Raw genomic sequence first — 20627 nt, 5'->3', positions numbered from 1 at the left:
TGCACTACATATCTTCGTTTTTTTAGATAACTATAAAAAAATGCAATAATTTTTAAATTAAAATATAATAAGCCTTTCTTATTACTCAAACATATATCATAACTAAAGTTAATAATCCTATCAATAAATCTTCTAACGTTGGGTTCATGTCTTCGAGCATTATTACGTATCTTTGCACTTAGAATTATTCTGATTATAAGAAATGAAACTAGATAAAAAAGATATATTTAAAGCACTCGAAAACATTACCGTACCTGGTGAAGGACAAAATATGGTAGAGAGCGGTGCGGTAAAAAACGTCATCACTTTTGGCGATGAGGTCATAGTTGATATTACAATACAAAACCCAAGCCTACAAGCTAAAAAGCGTACCGAGGTTGATATTCTTAAAACCATTCACGAAAGGGTTGATGAGAAAGCTAAAATTACGGTAAACGTAAAAGTTGAGGCTCCAGCCGAAAAACCAAAAGCAAATGTTATTAAAGGAAAACCAATTCCTGGAATTCAAAATATAGTTGCCGTAGCATCTGGTAAAGGTGGTGTAGGGAAATCTACAGTTACAGCAAATTTAGCCGTTACTTTAGCTAAAATGGGCTTTAAAGTAGGTGTTTTAGATGCTGATATTTACGGGCCATCTATTCCAATAATGTTTGATGTAGCCAATGAGAAACCATTAGCAGTAAATATTGAAGGGAAATCTAAAATGAAACCTATTGAAAATTATGGCGTAAAAGTATTATCGATTGGGTTTTTTACAAAACCAGATCAGGCGGTAGTATGGCGTGGACCAATGGCTGCAAAAGCATTAAATCAAATGATTTTTGATGCACATTGGGGCGAATTAGATTTCTTGCTTCTAGACTTACCTCCAGGAACAGGCGATATTCATTTAAGTATCATGCAATCTTTACCAATTACAGGTGCTGTAGTAGTTAGTACACCGCAAAATGTAGCTTTAGCCGATGCTAAAAAAGGTGTAGCTATGTTTCAGCAAGACAGTATAAATGTGCCAGTATTAGGAATTATAGAAAATATGGCATACTTTACACCTGCTGAATTACCCGATAATAAATATTTTATATTCGGTAAAGAAGGTGCTAAACATTTAGCCGAAGATTTAAACGTACCGTTTTTAGGTGAGTTGCCTTTAGTGCAAAGCATAAGAGAAGCTGGCGATGTTGGTCGTCCGGCGGCATTACAAACAGCAACACCATTAGAGCAAGCATTCGAGAAATTAACTCAAAATGTTGTGCAGGAAGTTGTAAGACGAAATGACGATTTACCACCAACCGAAGCTATTAAAATTACAACTATGGCAGGTTGTTCAGCTGTAAAAAAATAAATTATGACCTCAGAAGAACTAAGAGAAAAAGTAGAATTCGCCCTAGAAGAAATTCGTCCGTTCCTGCAAAGTGATGGTGGCGATATCTCATTACTGTCTATTGAAGACGATAAATTAGTAAAAGTACAGTTAAAAGGGGCATGTGTAGGTTGCAGTGTAAATCAAATGACACTAAAATCGGGTGTGGAAATGACTATTAAAAAGTACGCACCACAAATAGAGCAAGTTATTAATATTGAAGCTTAGTGTAAATAACTACAAAAGTTTCAATTAAAACATAATATCTTATAAAAAAGGAATCTTAAAATTGCAAAATTTTGATGATTCCTTATTTTTTAGCCCACAATTTAAATTAGCTAAAAAATCATTAAAAAATAAATTTGCAAGTCTTAAATTTGTGGCACGAATTATGACATGCATTTAGCATAAGTACAAAATAAAGTAATGGAAGACGTAAATATAAAAATCACAGATAGAGACGGAGTAACTCACGATATAGTTGCCCCAACCGATATGGCCATGAATCTTATGGAGGTTGTAAGGTCTTACGAGCTTGCTCCCGAAGGCACCATTGGTGTTTGCGGTGGTATGGCTATGTGCGCGTCTTGTCAATGCTACGTGTTAAGCGATACCGAATTACCAGAAATGGGCGACGATGAAGAGGCCATGTTATCGGAAGCCTTCGATGTTAAGGATAACAGTCGTTTAGGCTGCCAAATCCAAATTACTCCAGAAATGGAAGGTTTAGAGGTCGAGTTGGCACCAGAAAGCTAAAATTCCTGCGTAGGCAGGAATCTTATAATGTAATTTCTAGCGTTAATTTTTTTGGCGTTACCACAAGGGTCGGGCTTTCCCCTATATCTTTTTTTGCCATTTATGGCAGCAAAAAAAGGATGCCGCTGCAATCCCTAACGCGGGCGTATTTGCTAAAGTTATACCTTTAAGTAAAGTCAATAATCACCACCAAACCAAAAACAGTTTTTTCAGTTCACCTGTTTTAAACTTTACCCAGCACAACGTAGAAAATTGCTCGTCAAAATAATTTTTAGTATTTATTTTAAAAGTATCAAAACTTAACCAATTTACATAAGTGTGTGGTTCAAGCAACCAATCTTTTTTATTAGGAATAAAGAATTTGCAATCTTCAAACCGCTCCAAATCATTTTGGTTAATGTAAAAGCCAACAACACAATTTGGGTTCAAGGTTTTTAACGCTGTATCTTGTTTAGCAAAAGGTACAAATAACTGCGCCTTAAAATACACTTCTTGGGTAATATCTTTAGCCTTTAAATCAAATTTATCTAAATATGGTTTGCAAGCATCAGTATAAAGTAAAGGAAGTTGTTTCTCTCGTAATTTTGTAAGCTTTTCAATTAAAGAATCCTTTCTGTTCGGGCCAATAAAATGTTCAATTTCCGTATCGCCAACAGATTTGTCGTATAAATAGAACTTGTAAATAACCTCCAAATGGATAGGCTTTCCATTTCTTTTAAGTAAACAATCTATTTCACCTAAAGTAGTTTTGCCATCTTGTATCTGTATGTTTTCAGCTAAAACAGAAATATCTGGCTGTTGCTCAATTTCAAACGACACAAAGCGCTCAACATATTTTCCAAGACGTAAATTGTCGTCAATTTCAACATCAATTTGCTCAGATATATAATCAATTTTAAATTGTTGTAAACCATAAACATCATCTTCCTTCCATAAACAAGGTGTTTTTAAAAAGCCTTCATATCTTTTTTGGAGCATTTAGTTTTTTGCTGTTTTATAATCCGCCAATTTCCTTGGGCCTTCAAGCAAAACTCTAACAATTTGCAGGACGCCATCATCGTTAGTATCTATTTGCCATTTAATAAGTGATATTTTGCCGTTTTCAATTTCAATACCCGTTATGCTTCTTGGGTGCACACAACTACCATCATTAAAAAAGGCAATGTCTCCAGGCTCCGGAAAGCGAGGTCTGTGTGTATGCCCAACAATAGTCATTACATTATTGTTTTCGGTAATCCAGCGCTTCGTGCGGCGCTCAACCTTTATTAGTTCGGTGTAGTTTTTTGCAGGACTTGTTGGGTCTGCAATACCCATTACATTTAGTGGTTTCCAAAGTACTCGAACCATAAAACGGCTCCATTTCCAAAATAAGAAATTCCACCAATCGGCTTGGTGACCATGGGTTAAAAACAATTCTTGTCCAGTCATGCAATGCTTTAAAACTATACCTTCGTGGTACTTTAAATTTTTAAAAAGCTCCACATCTTCGCCTACTTTTGGGTCAAAATAGGTGGATAGGTGTTTTTCAACATATTTAGGGTCTCTATACACCATATCATGATTGCCCCATATCATGTGTAAACGCTCTTTTTTATGAAATTCTTTCATAAGCATATACACGTTTTTGTGCGCATTAAGTATGGCACTAAACGATAGGTTTTCCCAAAGCTCATCGCCATCTCCAAGTTCGCAATATTGAAACCCTTCGGTATAATAATGCTTTAAGGCATGAAAGTATATGTTTCGGTTATTGGCAAAATCGTCGGCAAAACTATTATCGCCTCGGTGACAATCACTAAACAGAATAAACTTGCTATCATCATCAAAATCGATGATTTTAGCATTCTTATAGGCATTATCTAATCTTTTCTTGGATGAAAACATACAGTAAATGTAAACAAAATGCCTTTCTATTGAAACTGTTTTTTAGAGATTATTCCAATTTTAATTTTTCGATGGCAACAGGAAGTAATCGCTCTACAAACATGGAATAGGCGAGTTCCGATGGGTGTAAACCATCGTTAGCCACTAAATTTGGATTTTCCAACCCTTGTCTAGTTATATCTGTAATGTTAACATAGCTAATGTTGTTGCTGTCGCAATAATTTTTAGCAAATGTATTGTACCGGTCTAAGCTAGCAGATATGTTGGTGTTGCCTCGTCCAAAAGGCGTGTAAGCGTAGTCTGGGATGGATATTACAATAACATGCTCTTTATTGCCTTTAGCTTTGGCAATGGCAGTATTTACTAATTTTGGAAATTCCGACTCATAAACACTAAAAGCCATATTTTGATACTGGTTATTTACCCCAATTAAAAGGCTAACCACATCGAAGTCTGTTTTTGGATTTTGGTTTGCAATGGCGTTTATTAGGTTATTGGTTGTCCATCCTGTGGTTGCAATAACAGATAACTCGAAGGTAGAAACAGAATCGAGATTTTTTAAAATTTCACGTTTTAAAATCTCAGGATACCTACAAGTTTCGCAAACACTTTGGCCTATGGTATAGCTATCTCCTAAAGCTAAATATTTTATAGTTTCTGGTCCTACAGGATTGTTTGTTTCTTCAACTTCTGTGGTTTCTACAGGCGTTAAAACTTTTGGTGGTGTTTGTTCTTGCGAATTTACAGGTTCGCTAGAGCAGCTTAAACAAGTGGTAATTAAAAAGGTTAGAAAATATACTTGAAGTTTCATAGTCGCTTTTTTACTAAATATACGAAACTATGTTTTACTTGGTTTTATCTCATGGTTGCTGTGAATGAATTACTACTTTCTATTTAAAGGCATTTAATCCAGTTACATCAAGTCCAGTAATTAGCAAATGAATATCGTGAGTACCCTCGTAAGTTACTACGCTTTCTAGATTCATCATATGTCGCATAATAGAATATTCGCCACTAATACCCATGCCACCAAGCATTTGTCTGGCATCGCGAGCAATTTTTAAAGCCATATCCACATTATTGCGTTTCGCCATAGATATTTGTGCCGAGGTTGCTGTACCATTTTCGCGCATTACACCAAGTCTCCAAGCTAAGAGTTGGGCTTTGGTAATTTCGGTAATCATTTCGGCTAGCTTTTTTTGTTGCAATTGAAATTGACCAATAGGTTTACCAAACTGCATACGCTCTTTGCTGTAACGCAAAGCAGTGTCATAGCAATCCATAGCCGCACCAATAGCGCCCCAGGCGATACCAAAACGTGCGGAATCTAGACAACCAAGCGGTGCGCCTAAACCAGATTTGTTAGGTAATACATTCGCTTTAGGTACTTTTACATTATCAAAAATAAGCTCGCCAGTAGACGATGCTCGTAGCGACCATTTGTTGTGTGTTTCTGGCGTTGTAAAACCTTCCATTCCACGTTCTACAATAAGACCATGAATGCGTCCGCTTTCGTCTTTAGCCCATACCACAGCAACTTGTGCAAATGGCGCATTGCTAATCCACATTTTGGCACCATTAAGCAAGTAGTGGTCGCCTTTATCTTTAAAATTGGTAACCATACCTCCAGGGTTACTGCCGTGATCTGGTTCGGTTAACCCAAAACAACCCATCCATTCGCCACTAGCTAATTTTGGTAAATATTTACTGCGTTGTGCTTCGTTACCATATTTCCAAATAGGATACATAGCTAACGATGATTGTACCGATGCTGTAGAGCGCACCCCAGAATCGCCACGCTCAATTTCTTGCATAATTAAACCATAACTAATTTGGTCTAAACCTGCACCACCATATTCCATTGGTATGTAAGGTCCAAAAGCACCAATATTTGCTAAACCTTCTATAATTTGCTTAGGGAACTCTGCCTTTTGGGCATAGTCTTCAATAATGGGTGAGACGTCGCGTTTTACCCATTCGCGGGCGGCGTCTCTAACCAACTTATGTTCTTCGGTTAATAATTCATCTAAATTATAATAATCAGGAGCTTCAAATAAGTCGGGTTTCATTATGCTAGAGTGTTTAAATGAGAATTATTAGTAAACAGGTTTTATTTTTATCAATAAATCAATATAACAACTCAAATTTAAAGAATCTTTCTAGATGTTGTTACATTTTTAGGTAGAAATCTTTAGTTAAATTGATATAAGCTTCGGTGTATTGGTGTCGGTCGGTTTCAATAATTAAGGACTCTATAGTGGTTTCGCTACTGCGGAACGAAAATTCTATTAAAGCACGTTTAATTTCAGAGGTAGGGTTTCCTTTTACGTGTAAAATTCTATTTGGAAACAAGTTGAACTCTGAAGCTAATTGGATAAAACTTGAGGACTCTTTAAAAGGTATTACAACTGAAAACACACCAATTTCTGAGAGTAATTTTGAGGCGCTCTCCAGTAAGTGATTAAACGGCATAGCATCTTGAAACCTGGCTAAATCTCTTTGGTTATTATCGGTTTTGTAATCTTCAGAATAGAAAGGCGGGTTGCATATAATAATATCGTATTTGTCTTCTTCGGTTTCGAGTTCTTCAGTAAAATCGGCTAATGAGGCATGGTAACAAAATAGGCGGTCGCCCCAAGGCGATTGCTCAAAATTGTCAACACATTGCTCAAAGGCACTATCGTCAATTTCAATAGCATCAATAATTTCGGCATCACTACGTTGGGCAAGCATTAAAGCTAATACGCCAGTTCCAGCTCCAATATCTAAAACTGAAAACGGCCGGTTGTTAAGCGAAGTCCATGCTCCTAATAAAACACCATCGGTACCAATTTTCATGGCACATTGGTCATGATTTACTTGAAATTCCTTAAAAACAAAAGGTTTTAACATGATTGGTTCTTTAAAAATTTTAGGCAATAGTATGAAATAATGTGTTAAAGTGTTATAAATTTTATTAAACTATGTTAAATAAAATACGATTATTGGTTCTTTTAGAGTTAGAGGTAAAAACCTTTATTTAGAAGTTATGATGTACTCAGAAAAATTATTAAAAGGATTAAACGATTTGTTAACCTTAAATTATGAGGTTGAAAAAATTTATACAGAAGCACTAAACGCTGTTACCGATACCGAATTAAAAACCTTTTTTAAAGAACGTGGGCTTGAGCGTAATGAATTTGGCAAAGATTTAATAGTAGAAATTGAAAATATTAATGCCAACATGGAACTTAAGTTTGATGGGAAATTAGAAAACGGGTTTTATGTTACGTGGATGAATTTTAGACGGTTGTTCCTGTTTGAAGATAAAGTTAATTTGTATGTAGAAATATGCAAGTTAAAAGAATTGACAATAGGGAAGTATGATGATTTGTTAGGTATAATGGACTTACCACATTCTACTAGAGTAATATTGGAGGGTCAAAAAGCACAAATTCAAAATGCTTTAAATGCAATTATTGTAGAAAAAAATCTTGTTGCATAGTATTAAGTTTCTATATAATTGATATAAAAAAAAGCAACCCAAAGGGTTGCTTTTTTGCATGTTAAGGGGTGTTTATAAATATAAGTCTATAAGGCCTTCTGGTGTTTCAACTAAAATGGTTTTAGTGTCTCGATCTACTTTAATTATAAACTCATCGTTCATGGGTATTAAAATTTCTGTACCATCACTGTCAATTTCAAAAAGCGATTGTGCCGTAGAGTCGTTAATAGCTTTTATAATTCCTACATCACCAAAGTTTTTATCTGTTACAGTAAAACCAATAACCTCATGGAAATAAAATTTATTTCCTTCAAGTTTTGGAAGTAAATCTAATGGTAGGTATAAACCACTTTTCATAATAGAATCGGCATCTGCTTCGGTATCGACATCTTCAAATTTTATACGCAGTAATTCCGATTTATGTAATTGAGAACTTTCAATAAAAAATGGAACAAGATTATTTCTTAACTCCAAAAATATAGCGTCTAGATTTTCATAAATATCAGGTTGGTCGGTATCTAACTTAGCTAATACTTCGCCTTTAAAACTGTACTTTTTTACAATTTTACCCAAATAAAAACAATCTTCTTTTTTCATAGAAAGTGATTTATTTCATTTCCGCGAGTGCAGAAATGGTTTCAAATTTAATTCTAAAGTTAATGAGATTCCCGCTGTTGCGAGTACTATTTAACAAAAAAAACTCCGATATTGCTATCGGAGTTTAAAAGTATAAAAAATGATTTTTTATTCTTCTTCGTTTGAAGCTTCAGCCTCAGCAGCAGGAGCGTCTTCAGTTGCTTCTTCCTCAACAGGAGCAGGAGCAGCTGCAGCAATTCTTGCTTCGTTAACAGCTTTCTCAGCTGCAAGAGCATCAGCTTTCGCTTTTGCTTCTACATCAGATAAACCGTCAGCTTTCGCTTGAATTTTAGCTTCTTTTTCTTCTAACCAAGCAGTAAATTTAGCTTCTGCTTGCTCTTCAGTTAAAGCGCCTTTTCTAACACCACCAGCTAGGTGATTTTTTAGCATTGCACCTTTGTAAGACAATAAAGTCTTAGCGGTATTAGTTGGTTGTGCACCATTCTGTAACCACGTTACAGCGCCATCAACGTTTAATTCAACAGTTGCTGGGTTTGTGTTTGGATTGTAGATACCTAATTTCTCTAAGTATTTACCGTCTCTTTTTGAACGTGCATCAGCTGCTACGATCCAGTAAAAAGGTTTCCCTTTTTTACCATGTCTTTGTAATCTAATTTTTACTGGCATAATAATTAATTATTTGAGGTTCTCGACCTCGGTTATTAATAAGGGCGCAAAGATAATATAAATATTTAATTACTCGTATTTTATTTTTAATGAATTTTAAAACAATAAGCATACAGGTTCTGGAGCCTTAAAGTCCTGGTTAAATGATAGTTTACCTGTTGTAGGATCTATATTAAAAACAGCAATATTACTGCTTTTTTTGTTAGCTACAAGTAGAAATTTCCCTGTTGGATCTATAGTGAAATTACGCGGCCAATCGCCATGTACGCTACAATTTTGAATTTTGGTTATGGTGCCAGTATTTACATTGCGTTTAAAAACGGCTATCGAGTTTTCGCCACGATTAGAGCCATATAAAAAACGTTCGTCTTTTGATAAATGAATATCGGCGCATTTGTTTGGCCCTTTATAATTTTCATCTAGAGTAGAATCGTGGTCTATCTGCTCGAAACCGCCATCTGTTTTTTTAACCGAAGTTATAGAGCCGCCATACTCGTTTATAATGTATATAAAATTGCCGTCTTTGGTAATAGAAAAATGCCTTGGTCCTGGGTTGCCTTCCATTTTAACTATAGATTCAGACTTTAATGTATAGGTGTTATTGCTTAGTTTGTAATGATACAATCTGTTTCTTCCTAAATCGGAAACAAATAAATCATCATTTCTAAATTGTGCCGAGTGTGCATGAGCTGGTTTTTGGCCCGCTTCATTATGATTAAAAACTTGAGGTGCTTTTTCTATACCACCGTTTTCATTTAAAGAATGAATGGAAACGGTACCACCAACATAATTTGAAACTACAGCTTTATTGCCAGATTCATTAACGTTTACATGGCATGGGCCTTTGCCCTGGCTGTTTTCAGAATTGATAAATGTTAAACTGCCATCGTCATTACGTTTAAAAGCTGTAATAGCACTCGACTGTCCTTCGCCAACTGCATAAATAATTTTTTTATTGGGCGAATATGTAATAAATGATGGGTTTTCTACAGCGACTGCTAATTGCCTATTAGATAGTTTGCCAGTTTCTGTATTAAAATCAAATTTGTAAATCCCTTCGCTGTCACCCGAGGTATAGGTGCCAACATACAGCGGAATGGTGTCTGCTTTACAGTTTAATAAAATGAAGGGGAGTAATAGTAAAACCAAATGTTTAAAGTGCATAGTGTTAAAATTTATGGTTCTAAATTATAATAAATTATGTTAATTCCGGCGGTTTATTGTTAATGATTCTTAAATCCATCACAAAGCCTGTTAAATCGCTTGACATAAGGCGTGTTTAGACGTATATTTGAGTAAACGATGTCACTAATATGCATCTTTAAACAAGGTATTAAATGGTTAATGAAATTATTTATTTGTGTTTAATAATTTTATTAATAACCAAGGAATTTAAGAGTTCTTTGAGAACACTAAAATAAAGCACATGAAATTTAAAATGAAAACGATATTATGAAGTACACAGAAGAAATTTCAAGTAAATTAAATGAATTATTAGTAAAAAATTATGATGCCGAAAAAGGGTATCTAAACGCTGCTGAAAATGTAGAAAGTCCAACTTTAAAAATATTTTTTAAACGTAGGGCTAGCGAGCGAAGCGAATTTGCTAAAAATTTAAGAACCGAAATTCTTAGATACGGTCAAATTCCAGAAGATTCAGGTAGTTTTAAAGGTGCTATGCACAGAAACTGGATGAGTTTAAAATCGCTATTTTCTTCTAACGATGAAGAAGCTATTTTACAAGAAGCCATTAGAGGTGAGGAAGCAAGTTTGGAGGAATACAACGAGATTTTAAAAGAAAAAACATTGCCACCAACCATTGATTCTATGTTGCTAAAACAACGCAACGAAATTCAAGCAGCAATAAATTTAGAAAAAGTACATGAAGAGTTAGTATCATAAAATGATAGTTAGTTTGGTTAGTTAAGAGCGGAATCCATTGGGTTCCGTTTTTTTTGTTTACAACTCTTTATAAAATCACTTTAAGGAAGTTTAAATTCTATGTATTTTTATACACTTCGTTTTTTTGCTCTAAACGAATAGTTACATCAATAAATAAACATGTTTTTATGTATTTAATTTTCGATACCGAAACTACCGGATTACCAAAACGTTGGGATGCACCAATTACAGATACCGATAATTGGCCTAGGTGTATTCAAATTGCATGGCAACTGCACGATGGTATGGGTAACTGTATTGAGAGTCAGGATTATTTAGTAAAGCCAGAAGGTTTTAATATTCCGTATGATGCAGAAAAAATTCATGGTATTTCTACAGAGTTGGCACAAGAGCAAGGGGTTTCTTTAGCAGAGGTTTTAGAGAAATTTAATATCGCTTTAGGAAAAACAAAATTTGTAGTAGGGCAAAATGTAAAGTTCGATTTAAATATTATGGGTGCCGAATTTGTTCGTGGTGCTGTTGATAATCCTTTACAAGAATTACCTGTTTTAGATACCTGTACCGAGCATACAGCCAATTTATGTGAAATTCCTGGTGGACGCTACGGAAAATTTAAACTCCCTACCTTAACAGAGTTGCACGAGTTTTTATTTAACGTACCTTTTTCTGAAGCGCATAACGCCACTGCCGATGTAGAAGCTACAACCCGTTGTTTTTTAGAGTTAATTCGTTTAGGCGAATACACCAAAGAACAGCTAGATGTGGAACCTGAATATTTTGAGGATTTCAAAAAAGAAAATCCCGATACTATTCAGCTTATTGGTTTAAAGCATATCAATCTTAAAAAGGAAAGTGCAAAAATTAATGCACGTTTAAAAAAGGCGCAAGAGGTAGATATATCTTCGGAAGAAATTAGCCAAAATGTTTCCGATTTAGCCGATGTAGATTTTGTGCATTTACACAATCATTCACAGTTTTCGGTATTACAATCTACTATGGGAGTTGCCGATATTGTTGCGGCGGCAGCCAAGTATAACATGCCAGCGGTAGCTTTAACCGATCATGCTAATATGATGGGAGCTTTTCACTTTATAAACGCTGTAAATAAGCATAATAAAGTAGCTGAAGCTAAAATTGCCGAAGCAGAGGAAAATGGTGAGTCTACCCAAGTAAAAACTATAAAGCCAATTATAGGTTGCGAGTTTTTTGTTTGCGAAAATCACTTAGATAAATCTAGAAAAGATAACGGCTATCAAATTGTACTGCTAGCCAAAAATAAAAATGGGTATCATAACCTAGCAAAACTATCGTCGCATGCCTTTGTAGATGGGTTTTACTATTTGCCAAGAATTGATAAAAAGTTGATTCAGCAGTATAAAGAAGACATTATAGTATTAACAGGAAACCTTTACGGCGAGGTACCTAGTAAAGTTTTAAACGTTGGTGAAAACCAAGCGGAAGAGGCGCTTATTTGGTGGAAAGAAGAATTTGGCGATGATTTATACGTGGAGCTTATGCGCCATAATCAAGATGATGAAGATCGTGTAAACCCAACCTTAATAAAACTGGCTAAAAAACATGATGTTAAACTTATAGCATCCAATAATACCTATTACCAAAACCAAGAAGATGCCAATGCTCACGATATTTTATTGTGTGTTAAGGATGGTGAAAAACAGGCCACTCCAATTGGACGCGGACGCGGATATCGCTACGGGTTACCAAACCAAGAGTATTATTTTAAATCGGCCGATGCCATGAAGGAACTGTTTAAGGATGTTCCTGAGGCCATTATAAATGTGCAAGAGGTGGTCGATAAAATTGAGGGCTACCAATTGGCTCGTGATGTTTTATTACCGGCATTTGATATTCCAGAAGAATTTAAACATAAAGAAGATGAGGTAGACGGTGGCAAACGAGGAGAAAATGCCTATTTAAAGCATTTAGTGTACGAAGGCGCTAAAAAACGGTATGGAGAACCTTTATCGGAGGAAGTTACCGAGCGTTTAGATTTCGAGTTAAGTGTTATTGAAAATACAGGATATCCAGGGTATTTCTTAATTGTTGAAGATTTTATTCGGGAAGCCAGAAAAATGGATGTTTCGGTGGGGCCAGGGCGTGGTTCGGCGGCAGGATCGGTAGCTGCTTATTGTTTATGGATTACCAATATAGATCCCTTAAAGTACGATTTGCTTTTTGAGCGTTTCCTAAATCCGGATCGTGTAAGTATGCCCGATATTGATATTGATTTTGATGATGAAGGCCGAAGTCGTGTTATGGATTACGTTATTGATAAGTACGGTAGCAATCAAGTAGCACAGATTATTACTTACGGTACCATGGCGGCAAAATCGTCTATTCGTGATACCGCACGTGTGTTGGATTTGCCTTTGTTTGATGCCGATAGGATTGCAAAATTAATACCGAATATGTCTAAGCTCGGTAAGATTTTTGGGCTTTCGGAAAAGGAATTAGGAAGTAAATTTAGAGCTGAAGATTTAGAGAAAATCAACGAACTATTAAATATTGCCGATGGTAGCGATTTGCAAGCCGAAACTTTAAATCTTGCAAGAACACTAGAAGGCTCGGTAAGAAATACCGGAATTCATGCCTGTGGTGTTATTATAACCCCAGACGATATTACCAAATTCGTTCCGGTGTCTTTAGCTAAAGATTCCGATTTGTATGTTACCCAGTTTGACAACTCGGTAGTGGAAGATGCGGGGTTGCTTAAAATGGATTTCTTAGGGTTAAAAACGCTAACCTTAATTAAAGATACTGTTAAAATTGTAAAAGCGAAGCACGATATTTTACTCGACCCGGAAACCTTTCCGTTGGACGATGAAAAGACGTATGAGCTGTTCCAGAGAGGGGAAACCGTTGGTGTGTTCCAGTATGAATCTCCTGGGATGCAGAAACACCTTCGCGATTTAAAACCTACCGTTTTTGAAGATTTAATTGCCATGAATGCCTTGTATAGACCAGGGCCAATGGAGTATATACCGAGTTTTGTTAGAAGAAAACATGGGGATGAAGATATAGAATACGATTTACCAGCCATGGAGGAATACCTAAAGGAAACTTACGGTATTACGGTTTACCAAGAGCAGGTAATGTTACTGTCGCAAAGTTTAGCAGATTTTACAAAAGGTGAAGCCGATGTACTGCGTAAGGCGATGGGTAAAAAGCAAATTGCCGTACTTGATAAAATGAAACCTAAATTTATCGAGCAGGCTAGTGCCAAAGGTCACGATGCTAAAATTCTGGAGAAAGTTTGGAAAGATTGGGAAGCCTTTGCTAGTTACGCCTTTAATAAATCGCACTCCACATGTTATGCGTGGATTGCTTACCAAACGGCTTATTTAAAAGCGCACTATCCTGCCGAATATATGGCGGCTGTATTATCGAATAACATGAACGATATTAAGCAGGTTACATTTTTTATGGAAGAATGTAAACGTATGAAGCTTGATGTTTTGGGACCAGATGTAAACGAATCGTTTTACAAGTTTTCGGTAAATAAAGATAATGCGGTACGCTTTGGTATGGGTGCTATAAAAGGTGTTGGTCATGGTGCGGTTATAACTATTGTAGAAAATAGAGAAGAGGGCGGACCTTATAAATCTATTTTTGATTTTGCAAAACGAATAGATTTAAGAGCAGCCAATAAAAGAGCTTTTGAAAATTTGGCTTTAGCTGGTGGTTTTGATGGTTTAAGCGATGTGCATCGGGCGCAGTATTTTCATGATGATGGCGATGGTATTACCTTTTTAGAAAAGGCTATAAAATTTGCTCAAAAGTATAAAGAGAACGAGAATTCGGCACAGATAGATATGTTTGGTGAGCAAAGTAATGTGCAATTTGCAGAGCCCGAAGTGCCGCCTTGCGAGGAGTGGGGAACCATGGAGAAACTTAGTAAAGAGCGCGAGGTTGTTGGGGTTTATATTTCTGGACATCCGTTGGACGATTTTAAAACCGAAATGAAAACCTTTTGTAATGCTACCGTAGGTATGTTTAATACGTTAGAGCCTTACGTAAATAGAGAGTTGGTTTTTGGCGGGGTTGTTACCGATGTGCAACACCGTGTAAGTAAACAAGGTAAAGGATGGGCAATGTTTACTATTGAAGATTATACCGATAGCTTTGAGTTTAGAGTGTTTGGTGAGGAGTATTTAAAATTTAGACACTTTTTGTTACAAAACAGTTTTGTATTTGTAAAAGCTTTTATTCGAGAGGGTTGGGTTAATAAAGATACAGGAAAGAAAAGCGACCCCAGGTTGCAGTTTAATAGTTTCCAGTTGCTGCATGATGTTATGGAGAATTATGCCAAAAAGTTATCGATACAGCTGAATATTAAAGATATAGATGAGCAAAAAATAACGGCCTTAAAAGAATTAATAAACATGCACCCAGGTAACCAAGCCTTAAATTTTTTGGTGTATGATATGCGAGAAAAAATAAAGCTTAATATGTCTAGCAGGCGACAAAAAGTAAAGGTTTGCCAGGAACTTATAAGCGAGTTAGAGGCTCAAGATGTGAAGTTTAAGTTAAATTAATGGTTTTTATTAAGTTTTTAAAAACTTCATTTTTATATTACACTAAAATTGTAATTTAAAGCTTTGCACCCGCGCAAGGGATTGAACGGCATGTTTGAGCGCCCGACGTAGGAGGTGCGAGTAGTGAAAGCCCGACCCTTGGGATGCGCCCAATAAAATTAAATAAAGCTAGCCAATAGCGTTATAGGTAAAACAAATTGGTGGTTTGTAAGCTTTCGGTTTTTTTTTGACTAAATTTGTGTTATTAAAACGAATTAAAAACTTATTAAAATATAAATATTATGGCATTAGAAATAACAGATGCGACATTTGAAGAAGAAGTATTAAAGAGTGACAAGCCAGTTTTGGTTGATTTTTGGGCTGCATGGTGTGGACCTTGTAGAATGGTTGGACCTATTATTGAGCAAATTAGCGAGGAATATGAAGGTAAAGCTGTTGTTGGTAAGGTAGATGTTGATGCTAACCAAGAGTTTGCTGCTAAATATGGTGTGCGTAACATACCTACAGTTTTAGTGTTTCAAAACGGTGAGGTTGTTGGTCGTCAAGTTGGTGTTGCTCCTAAAAAAGCCTATACAGATGCCATTGAAGGTCTTTTGTAGTAGATAAATAAAAAGAAACTTAAAAAGGTTTGCCGTAATGGTGAACCTTTTTTTTATTTTAGATGCAAATTAAATAAGAATTATGAGTAAAACGATAAAAGTACAAGATGCTATTGATAGCAAATTGATTGAGGAACGCAAAGTGTTTTTGTGGGGTCAGGTGGACGATAAATCTGCTAAACATGTAATTGATAGGTTGCTTTATTTGGATGCCTTAGAGACTAAGGATATCCAGTTGTACATTAATAGCCCAGGTGGTTATGTAACTTCGGGTTTTGCCATGTACGATTGCATAAAATCTTTAAATAGCGATGTGTCTACAATTTGTACTGGGTTGGCAGCTTCTATGGGGTCTATTTTATTATCGGTTGGTGCTAAAGGAAAACGTTTTATACAGCCGCATGCGCGTGTTATGATTCATCAACCTAGTGGTGGTGCTCGTGGGCAAGCTAGTGATATTGAAATTACGGCTCAAGAAATTATAAAAACTAAAGAATTAAGTGCTAAGATTTTGGCCGAAAATTGCGGACAAGATTACGATAAGGTAATTAAAGATTTTAACCGCGACCATTGGATGGGTGCAGAGGAATCTGTGGCTTACGGTATTGTTGATGGGGTGATATAAGCCCCTAGCCCCCAGATGGGGGAACCCTTACTCTTATGAAAATGAGAGTAATTAATAGATTTTATAATAATAATTTTCCTCATGAGTGTTCCTCCCCGTTTGGGGAGGCTAGGTGGGGCTTCCATATGAACTTACAAAACGAACTTAATAAAGCAGAAGGTTTTAGAAATCTTGAGCTACTTGCAAAACAGGTGGTTGAAGGTTTTATTTCTGGTATGCATAAAAGTCCGTTTCATGGGTTTTCGGCGGAGTTTGCAGAGCATAAAATTTATAATCAAGGTGAAAGTACGCGTCATATAGACTGGAAGTTATTTGCTAAAACAGATAAGTTGTACACGAAACGCTATGATGATGAAACCAATTTACGGTGCCACATTATACTAGATAATAGCAGCTCGATGCATTACCCGAAGTTGGATACGTTTTCTATTAATAGTTTAAACAAGATTAGTTTTTCGGCTTTGGCAGCGGCCTCTTTAATGCAAATTTTAAAAAGGCAACGCGATGCTGTTGGTTTGAGTATTTATAGTGATAAATATGACTATTATGCGCCAGAAAAGGGCAGTGAACGCCACCACCAAATGCTTTTGAGTCATTTAAGTGAGGCAGTAGTGTCTAAGCCGTTAAATAAACAAACCGAAACCTATAAGTATTTGCATGAAATTGCAGAAAAGATGCATAGGCGCTCTTTGGTGTTTTTGTTTACCGATATGTTTCAAACTACCGAAGATGATGCACGATTATTTGAAGCATTAAGGCACTTAAAGTACAATAAGCACGAAGTGGTGCTTTTCCATGTGTTTGATAAGAAAAACGAGCTTAATTTTGATTTCGACAATAAGCCTAAGCGTTTTATAGATGTTGAAACCGGAGCGTATATAAATTTGTATGCCGATTCTATAAAAGAAAGTTATACCAAAGCAGTAAGCGCTTATTTTGAAGCTTTAAAATTAAAATGCGCGCAATACAAAATAAAGTATGTTGAGGCCGATATTAATGAAAATTTTAATAACATCCTCACAACGTACATGGTAGAGCGCCAAAAATTTCGATAACCTATATTTTTAAAAAGGAGAAACTATTTTTTTTAAAATTTTTTTAAAATTTTTTTAAAAAAAGTTTAAAAAAGGTTTGGGGAATTGAAAAAGGCGGTTATCTTTGCACTCGCAATAATGCAACGGTCTGGTAGTTCAGTTGGTTAGAATGTCGCCCTGTCACGGCGAAGGTCGCGGGTTCGAGTCCCGTCCAGACCGCAAAAATTGCAAAAAGAAAGCTCTGAGAAATTAGGGCTTTTTTTGGTAATTATAACGACGTTGTGTTGATCACGCCAAAAGCGTGATGTAGTTATACCAAAGTAATTTGGTATTCCAATGGAAAGCTTTCCTTTTTTCTGTGAAGAAGATGGGGATGCTTTTTTGTTTTAGGAAAGTTTTTAAACCTAAAACATTCTTTCTAGAAGATTAATAATCAATCCGATAAACTAAATGTATTAGCGAAGATATTTTTATTTGAAGATGTGACTTTATAAAAACAGTAGTGTCTAATAAGTGCTATTAATCAAGAAAAAAAAGAGGGTCTTATAAGTATTTAAGGCTCTTTTTTTTGTTTTATACGAGTTTCTACTTACTAAAATTCGCGCTTACCAAATTCACTATCTATAAATTTTGATTTATTTTTTACGGTATTAAATGTGTACGATAGATTTAAAGTAATCATATCAACTTCGTAAACATAATTGGTAGTTGTGTAAAATTGATTAGACCTAGAGGTGGTTATGCGTTGTTCGTTAGTGTTAAGCAATCCCATGTCTATATTTTGCCATTGCAAGGTAGCCGATAAACGGTTGTCCATAAACGTTTTTTTGAACGTTAGGTTGGGTGAGTAAAACCTTGAGTCTTCGCCCATTGCCGTGTTTCTGTCGGATAGATAATTGAAGGTAAACTGTACCGAAGCATTATCCCAAAACGAATAGGTAGAGTTTAAATTAAGAGAGTAAATAGTCGATTTGCTATCTATATTGTAAGTTCTTTCAACGCCATCTCTGTGGTTAAAATTCAAGACTCCATCAATAGCATAATTATAAATGTTTGCACCTATATTATTGGTCCAGTTTTTTGTTGGTTTAAGTGTTGCTCCAAACTCTAATCCAATAGCGTTACTTTTACCTACGTTAGAATATACACGGTTTATAATACTATCAATAACTTCTCCCGAAGCTTCGTAAGCCAAAGTATTTACACGATTTATTACGTTATCAACGTGTCTAAAATAAGCGGTAGCATAAATGGAGTTACCTCCTTTTATTTTTTTAGTAATACCAACTTCGGCTAAATCTATAAATTCTGGTAATAAGGTGTTATCGCCTTGCTCGAAAACTTCGGAGTGTTCGCGCTCTGCGAAGCTATTCATTTTTAATGTGGTTGTGCGCTCTACTCGTTTACTGTAGGCAGCTTTAAGTTTTGTTTTGTCGTTTACAGTATATTGTAAGGAGGCAGAAGGAAATAATTTTACAAAGTCGTATTTGTAAACATTGGGTGTTGTTTCGCTTTTTAAGGCTTCGGTATACGTTCTGTCCATAGACTCTACGCGTACACCAGCGGCATAATCCCATTTGTCTTTTTTAGCGGTTAGTTGTGCATAACCCGAATGTATTTTTCTTTTTAATTCTATATCGCTAGAAAATTCTGGTACTAAAATGCCATCGCGCTCATACACAAACTCACCTGTATGGTCTATATCGCGGTATTGGTAGCCTGTTTCAAGAGTTCCAAAAGTAAAAGGTTTCCATTGGTAATCAAGATTAAAACGTGTGCCATATAACGGATTATCGTTTGTGTTATATTCTTGTTGATATATAATACTGTTATCAGGATGTCCTAAGTTATCATTTTCTGTTGGTCCTCCTAAAAAGGTATATTCATATAAAAAGGACGTTGATAATTTAGAGTCGTTGGTAAATGTATGGGCATAGTCTATACTACCTAAGGCAAAATCACCTTTTCTAACTCTTAAGTTGTGGTTGTAATATTCAAAAGTGTAAAGTCTGTTGTTACTTCCAATAGGTGAAACAGCGTGATTGTCGTAGTATACAATATCGGCAAGACGCTCTTTGGTGTGTTTACCGGCAAATAGGCCAAATGAAAATTCATTGTTTTCGTTAGGCGTAAAATCTAAGTTTAAACGCCCGTTATAGCTAATATCATCAAAACTACGTTCGCCATCCGATGGTAAAAAAGTAGTTTTATTTTCGGGTTGGTTAATAATAAACATTTCGCCTTCTCGACGTCCTGTTTTGTCGTTTCGTTGGTAACTTGCTCCTAAAGAAAAGTTCCATTTGTCTGTACGTTTATTTATGGTAGCATCTATTCCATAACGTTGGGCAGGAACTTTTGTATCATAGTCTTCAATTGAAGGTAAGCCTCCGCGCAGGTTTACTTGGGCAAAAGTACCATTAATGGCGCCTTTTTTTGTTTTTATATTTAAAATACCACCTTTACCTTCTGGATCATATTTGGCAGAAGGTGCCGTAATAAGTTCTATAGTTTCAAGCGCATTTGCTGGTAATTGTGCTAAAATGGCACTGGCATCGCCTTGGGTTGGTTTTCCGTTAACCAATACTGTAAACCCTTTGCTGCCACGAACACTTATTTCGCCTTGGCCATCAACAGTTACCGATGGAAGGTTTTTTATAACATCAACGGCGTTGCCACCTTCGCTATTTTGATAGGTTTTAGTATTGAAAACTTGGCGGTCAATTTTATGCACCACAGCAGATCGTTCGGCTTTTATAAGAACTTCGTTTAATTGACTGCCTAAAGTTAATTTTAGAGTACCTAAATTTATAGTTTCTCCTTTTTTGTTAACCTTTATAGCATCCGTTTTTAATGAGGTATATCCCATAAAAGATGCGTTAATAGTATAAGTTCCAGCTTTTATGTTCTCGAGGTTAAAAATGCCTTCAGTGTTTGTTATTACACCAGTAATTAAATTTCCTTCGGTGTTATATAGTGCTGCCGTGGCATATTCTAAAGGTTCGTTGCTGTCGGCATCGATAATTTTTCCTGTAATTTGAGCTTGTATTAATTGGGTTGTAAAAAAGAAAATTAATAGCAGAGTAAAAATTCTTGTTTGCATCAAGTTTTTGAAATTAATTTAGTGAAATTTGGTTTTGTTTATGTTTGTAATACTTTTGCAAAAT

Annotated in this window: 18 protein-coding genes and 1 tRNA gene; 10 read left to right on the top strand and 9 right to left on the bottom strand. The window is 35.7% G+C overall.

Features of this window, described 5'->3' with window-relative positions:
* Nucleotides 1-202: 202 nt before the first annotated feature.
* The 3 genes from BMY96_RS01605 (at nt 203) to BMY96_RS01595 (ending at nt 2116) form a co-directional block, all read left to right on the top strand.
* On the top strand, nt 203-1342 hold the full coding sequence (locus BMY96_RS01605; protein WP_092848203.1) for an Mrp/NBP35 family ATP-binding protein: 1140 nt from the start codon (nt 203-205) through the stop codon (nt 1340-1342).
* 3 nt (nt 1343-1345) lie between these two features.
* Complete coding sequence (locus BMY96_RS01600) at nt 1346-1588, top strand: NifU family protein (RefSeq protein ID WP_092848197.1); 243 nt, start codon at nt 1346-1348, stop codon at nt 1586-1588.
* 198 nt (nt 1589-1786) lie between these two features.
* Entirely contained in the window at nt 1787-2116 is a 330-nt protein-coding gene (locus BMY96_RS01595; protein WP_092848192.1) for a 2Fe-2S iron-sulfur cluster-binding family protein, read from the top strand.
* A 183-nt stretch (nt 2117-2299) separates the two neighbouring features.
* Here BMY96_RS01595 and BMY96_RS01590 read toward each other — a convergent pair whose 3' ends face one another.
* The 5 genes from BMY96_RS01590 to BMY96_RS01570 form a co-directional block, all read right to left on the bottom strand.
* Complete coding sequence (locus BMY96_RS01590; RefSeq protein ID WP_092848189.1) at nt 2300-3094, bottom strand: DUF1853 family protein; 795 nt, start codon at nt 3092-3094, stop codon at nt 2300-2302.
* Nucleotides 3095-4000: a metallophosphoesterase family protein gene (locus tag BMY96_RS01585; RefSeq protein WP_092848186.1), complete on the bottom strand. Its 906-nt coding sequence runs from the start codon at nt 3998-4000 to the stop codon at nt 3095-3097.
* Nucleotides 4001-4049: 49 nt separating this feature from the next.
* The gene (locus BMY96_RS01580; RefSeq protein ID WP_092848183.1) at nt 4050-4811 is read right to left on the bottom strand and encodes an SGNH/GDSL hydrolase family protein; all 762 of its coding nucleotides are present in this window, start codon (nt 4809-4811) and stop codon (nt 4050-4052) included.
* 79 nt (nt 4812-4890) lie between these two features.
* A complete protein-coding gene (locus tag BMY96_RS01575; protein WP_092848181.1) occupies nt 4891-6069 on the bottom strand; it encodes an acyl-CoA dehydrogenase family protein in 1179 nt (392 codons plus the stop codon).
* 100 nt (nt 6070-6169) lie between these two features.
* On the bottom strand, nt 6170-6892 hold the full coding sequence (locus tag BMY96_RS01570; protein ID WP_092848769.1) for a tRNA1(Val) (adenine(37)-N6)-methyltransferase: 723 nt from the start codon (nt 6890-6892) through the stop codon (nt 6170-6172).
* A gap of 136 nt (nt 6893-7028) precedes the next feature.
* Between BMY96_RS01570 and BMY96_RS01565 the strand changes: the two genes are divergently transcribed.
* A complete protein-coding gene (locus BMY96_RS01565; RefSeq protein WP_092848178.1) occupies nt 7029-7484 on the top strand; it encodes a DUF2383 domain-containing protein in 456 nt (151 codons plus the stop codon).
* A 72-nt stretch (nt 7485-7556) separates the two neighbouring features.
* Here the strand turns inward: BMY96_RS01565 and rimM are convergent, their stop codons facing one another.
* The 3 genes from rimM to BMY96_RS01550 all read right to left on the bottom strand — a co-directional run bounded on the left by rimM (nt 7557) and on the right by BMY96_RS01550 (nt 9911).
* Nucleotides 7557-8081 (bottom strand): ribosome maturation factor RimM, encoded by a 525-nt coding sequence (gene rimM / locus BMY96_RS01560; protein WP_092848176.1) that lies wholly within the window; start codon nt 8079-8081, stop codon nt 7557-7559.
* Nucleotides 8082-8228: 147 nt separating this feature from the next.
* Complete coding sequence (locus BMY96_RS01555; RefSeq protein WP_092848174.1) at nt 8229-8747, bottom strand: 30S ribosomal protein S16; 519 nt, start codon at nt 8745-8747, stop codon at nt 8229-8231.
* Between the two features lie 96 nt (nt 8748-8843).
* Nucleotides 8844-9911 (bottom strand): lactonase family protein, encoded by a 1068-nt coding sequence (locus tag BMY96_RS01550; RefSeq protein ID WP_092848172.1) that lies wholly within the window; start codon nt 9909-9911, stop codon nt 8844-8846.
* A gap of 288 nt (nt 9912-10199) precedes the next feature.
* Between BMY96_RS01550 and BMY96_RS01545 the strand changes: the two genes are divergently transcribed.
* The 6 genes from BMY96_RS01545 (at nt 10200) to BMY96_RS01520 (ending at nt 17682) form a co-directional block, all read left to right on the top strand.
* Nucleotides 10200-10649, top strand: coding sequence for a ferritin-like domain-containing protein (locus BMY96_RS01545; RefSeq protein WP_092848170.1), 450 nt, complete (start codon nt 10200-10202; stop codon nt 10647-10649).
* A 167-nt stretch (nt 10650-10816) separates the two neighbouring features.
* A complete protein-coding gene (gene dnaE, locus BMY96_RS01540) occupies nt 10817-15205 on the top strand; it encodes a DNA polymerase III subunit alpha (protein ID WP_092848167.1) in 4389 nt (1462 codons plus the stop codon).
* Between the two features lie 281 nt (nt 15206-15486).
* Nucleotides 15487-15804: a thioredoxin gene (gene trxA / locus BMY96_RS01535; protein WP_092848165.1), complete on the top strand. Its 318-nt coding sequence runs from the start codon at nt 15487-15489 to the stop codon at nt 15802-15804.
* Nucleotides 15805-15886: 82 nt separating this feature from the next.
* Nucleotides 15887-16429: a ClpP family protease gene (locus BMY96_RS01530; protein WP_175473489.1), complete on the top strand. Its 543-nt coding sequence runs from the start codon at nt 15887-15889 to the stop codon at nt 16427-16429.
* A gap of 125 nt (nt 16430-16554) precedes the next feature.
* On the top strand, nt 16555-17484 hold the full coding sequence (locus tag BMY96_RS01525) for a DUF58 domain-containing protein (RefSeq protein WP_092848160.1): 930 nt from the start codon (nt 16555-16557) through the stop codon (nt 17482-17484).
* A gap of 124 nt (nt 17485-17608) precedes the next feature.
* Nucleotides 17609-17682 (top strand) — tRNA-Asp (locus BMY96_RS01520).
* Between the two features lie 373 nt (nt 17683-18055).
* On the opposite strand, the gene BMY96_RS01515 is transcribed toward BMY96_RS01520, so the two are convergent.
* The gene (locus BMY96_RS01515; protein ID WP_092848157.1) at nt 18056-20563 is read right to left on the bottom strand and encodes a TonB-dependent receptor; all 2508 of its coding nucleotides are present in this window, start codon (nt 20561-20563) and stop codon (nt 18056-18058) included.
* Between the last annotated feature and the right edge of the window lie 64 nt (nt 20564-20627).

The sequence above is a fragment of the Algibacter pectinivorans genome (assembly GCF_900112595.1).
In the GTDB taxonomy this organism is placed as follows: domain Bacteria; phylum Bacteroidota; class Bacteroidia; order Flavobacteriales; family Flavobacteriaceae; genus Algibacter_B; species Algibacter_B pectinivorans.
This window is presented reverse-complemented; position numbering and strand designations above follow the sequence as displayed.

Coding starts and splice junctions, on each gene's coding strand:
- BMY96_RS01585 (WP_092848186.1), bottom strand. CDS start 4,000: ATGTTTTCATCCAAGAAAAGATTAGATAATGCCTATAAGAATGCTAAA.
- BMY96_RS01595 (WP_092848192.1), top strand. CDS start 1,787: ATGGAAGACGTAAATATAAAAATCACAGATAGAGACGGAGTAACTCAC.
- BMY96_RS01525 (WP_092848160.1), top strand. CDS start 16,555: ATGAACTTACAAAACGAACTTAATAAAGCAGAAGGTTTTAGAAATCTT.
- rimM (WP_092848176.1), bottom strand. CDS start 8,081: ATGAAAAAAGAAGATTGTTTTTATTTGGGTAAAATTGTAAAAAAGTAC.
- BMY96_RS01600 (WP_092848197.1), top strand. CDS start 1,346: ATGACCTCAGAAGAACTAAGAGAAAAAGTAGAATTCGCCCTAGAAGAA.
- BMY96_RS01580 (WP_092848183.1), bottom strand. CDS start 4,811: ATGAAACTTCAAGTATATTTTCTAACCTTTTTAATTACCACTTGTTTA.
- BMY96_RS01570 (WP_092848769.1), bottom strand. CDS start 6,892: ATGTTAAAACCTTTTGTTTTTAAGGAATTTCAAGTAAATCATGACCAA.
- BMY96_RS01545 (WP_092848170.1), top strand. CDS start 10,200: ATGAAGTACACAGAAGAAATTTCAAGTAAATTAAATGAATTATTAGTA.
- BMY96_RS01530 (WP_175473489.1), top strand. CDS start 15,887: ATGAGTAAAACGATAAAAGTACAAGATGCTATTGATAGCAAATTGATT.
- BMY96_RS01515 (WP_092848157.1), bottom strand. CDS start 20,563: ATGCAAACAAGAATTTTTACTCTGCTATTAATTTTCTTTTTTACAACC.
- BMY96_RS01565 (WP_092848178.1), top strand. CDS start 7,029: ATGATGTACTCAGAAAAATTATTAAAAGGATTAAACGATTTGTTAACC.
- BMY96_RS01605 (WP_092848203.1), top strand. CDS start 203: ATGAAACTAGATAAAAAAGATATATTTAAAGCACTCGAAAACATTACC.
- BMY96_RS01555 (WP_092848174.1), bottom strand. CDS start 8,747: ATGCCAGTAAAAATTAGATTACAAAGACATGGTAAAAAAGGGAAACCT.
- trxA (WP_092848165.1), top strand. CDS start 15,487: ATGGCATTAGAAATAACAGATGCGACATTTGAAGAAGAAGTATTAAAG.
- BMY96_RS01590 (WP_092848189.1), bottom strand. CDS start 3,094: ATGCTCCAAAAAAGATATGAAGGCTTTTTAAAAACACCTTGTTTATGG.
- BMY96_RS01550 (WP_092848172.1), bottom strand. CDS start 9,911: ATGCACTTTAAACATTTGGTTTTACTATTACTCCCCTTCATTTTATTA.
- dnaE (WP_092848167.1), top strand. CDS start 10,817: ATGTATTTAATTTTCGATACCGAAACTACCGGATTACCAAAACGTTGG.
- BMY96_RS01575 (WP_092848181.1), bottom strand. CDS start 6,069: ATGAAACCCGACTTATTTGAAGCTCCTGATTATTATAATTTAGATGAA.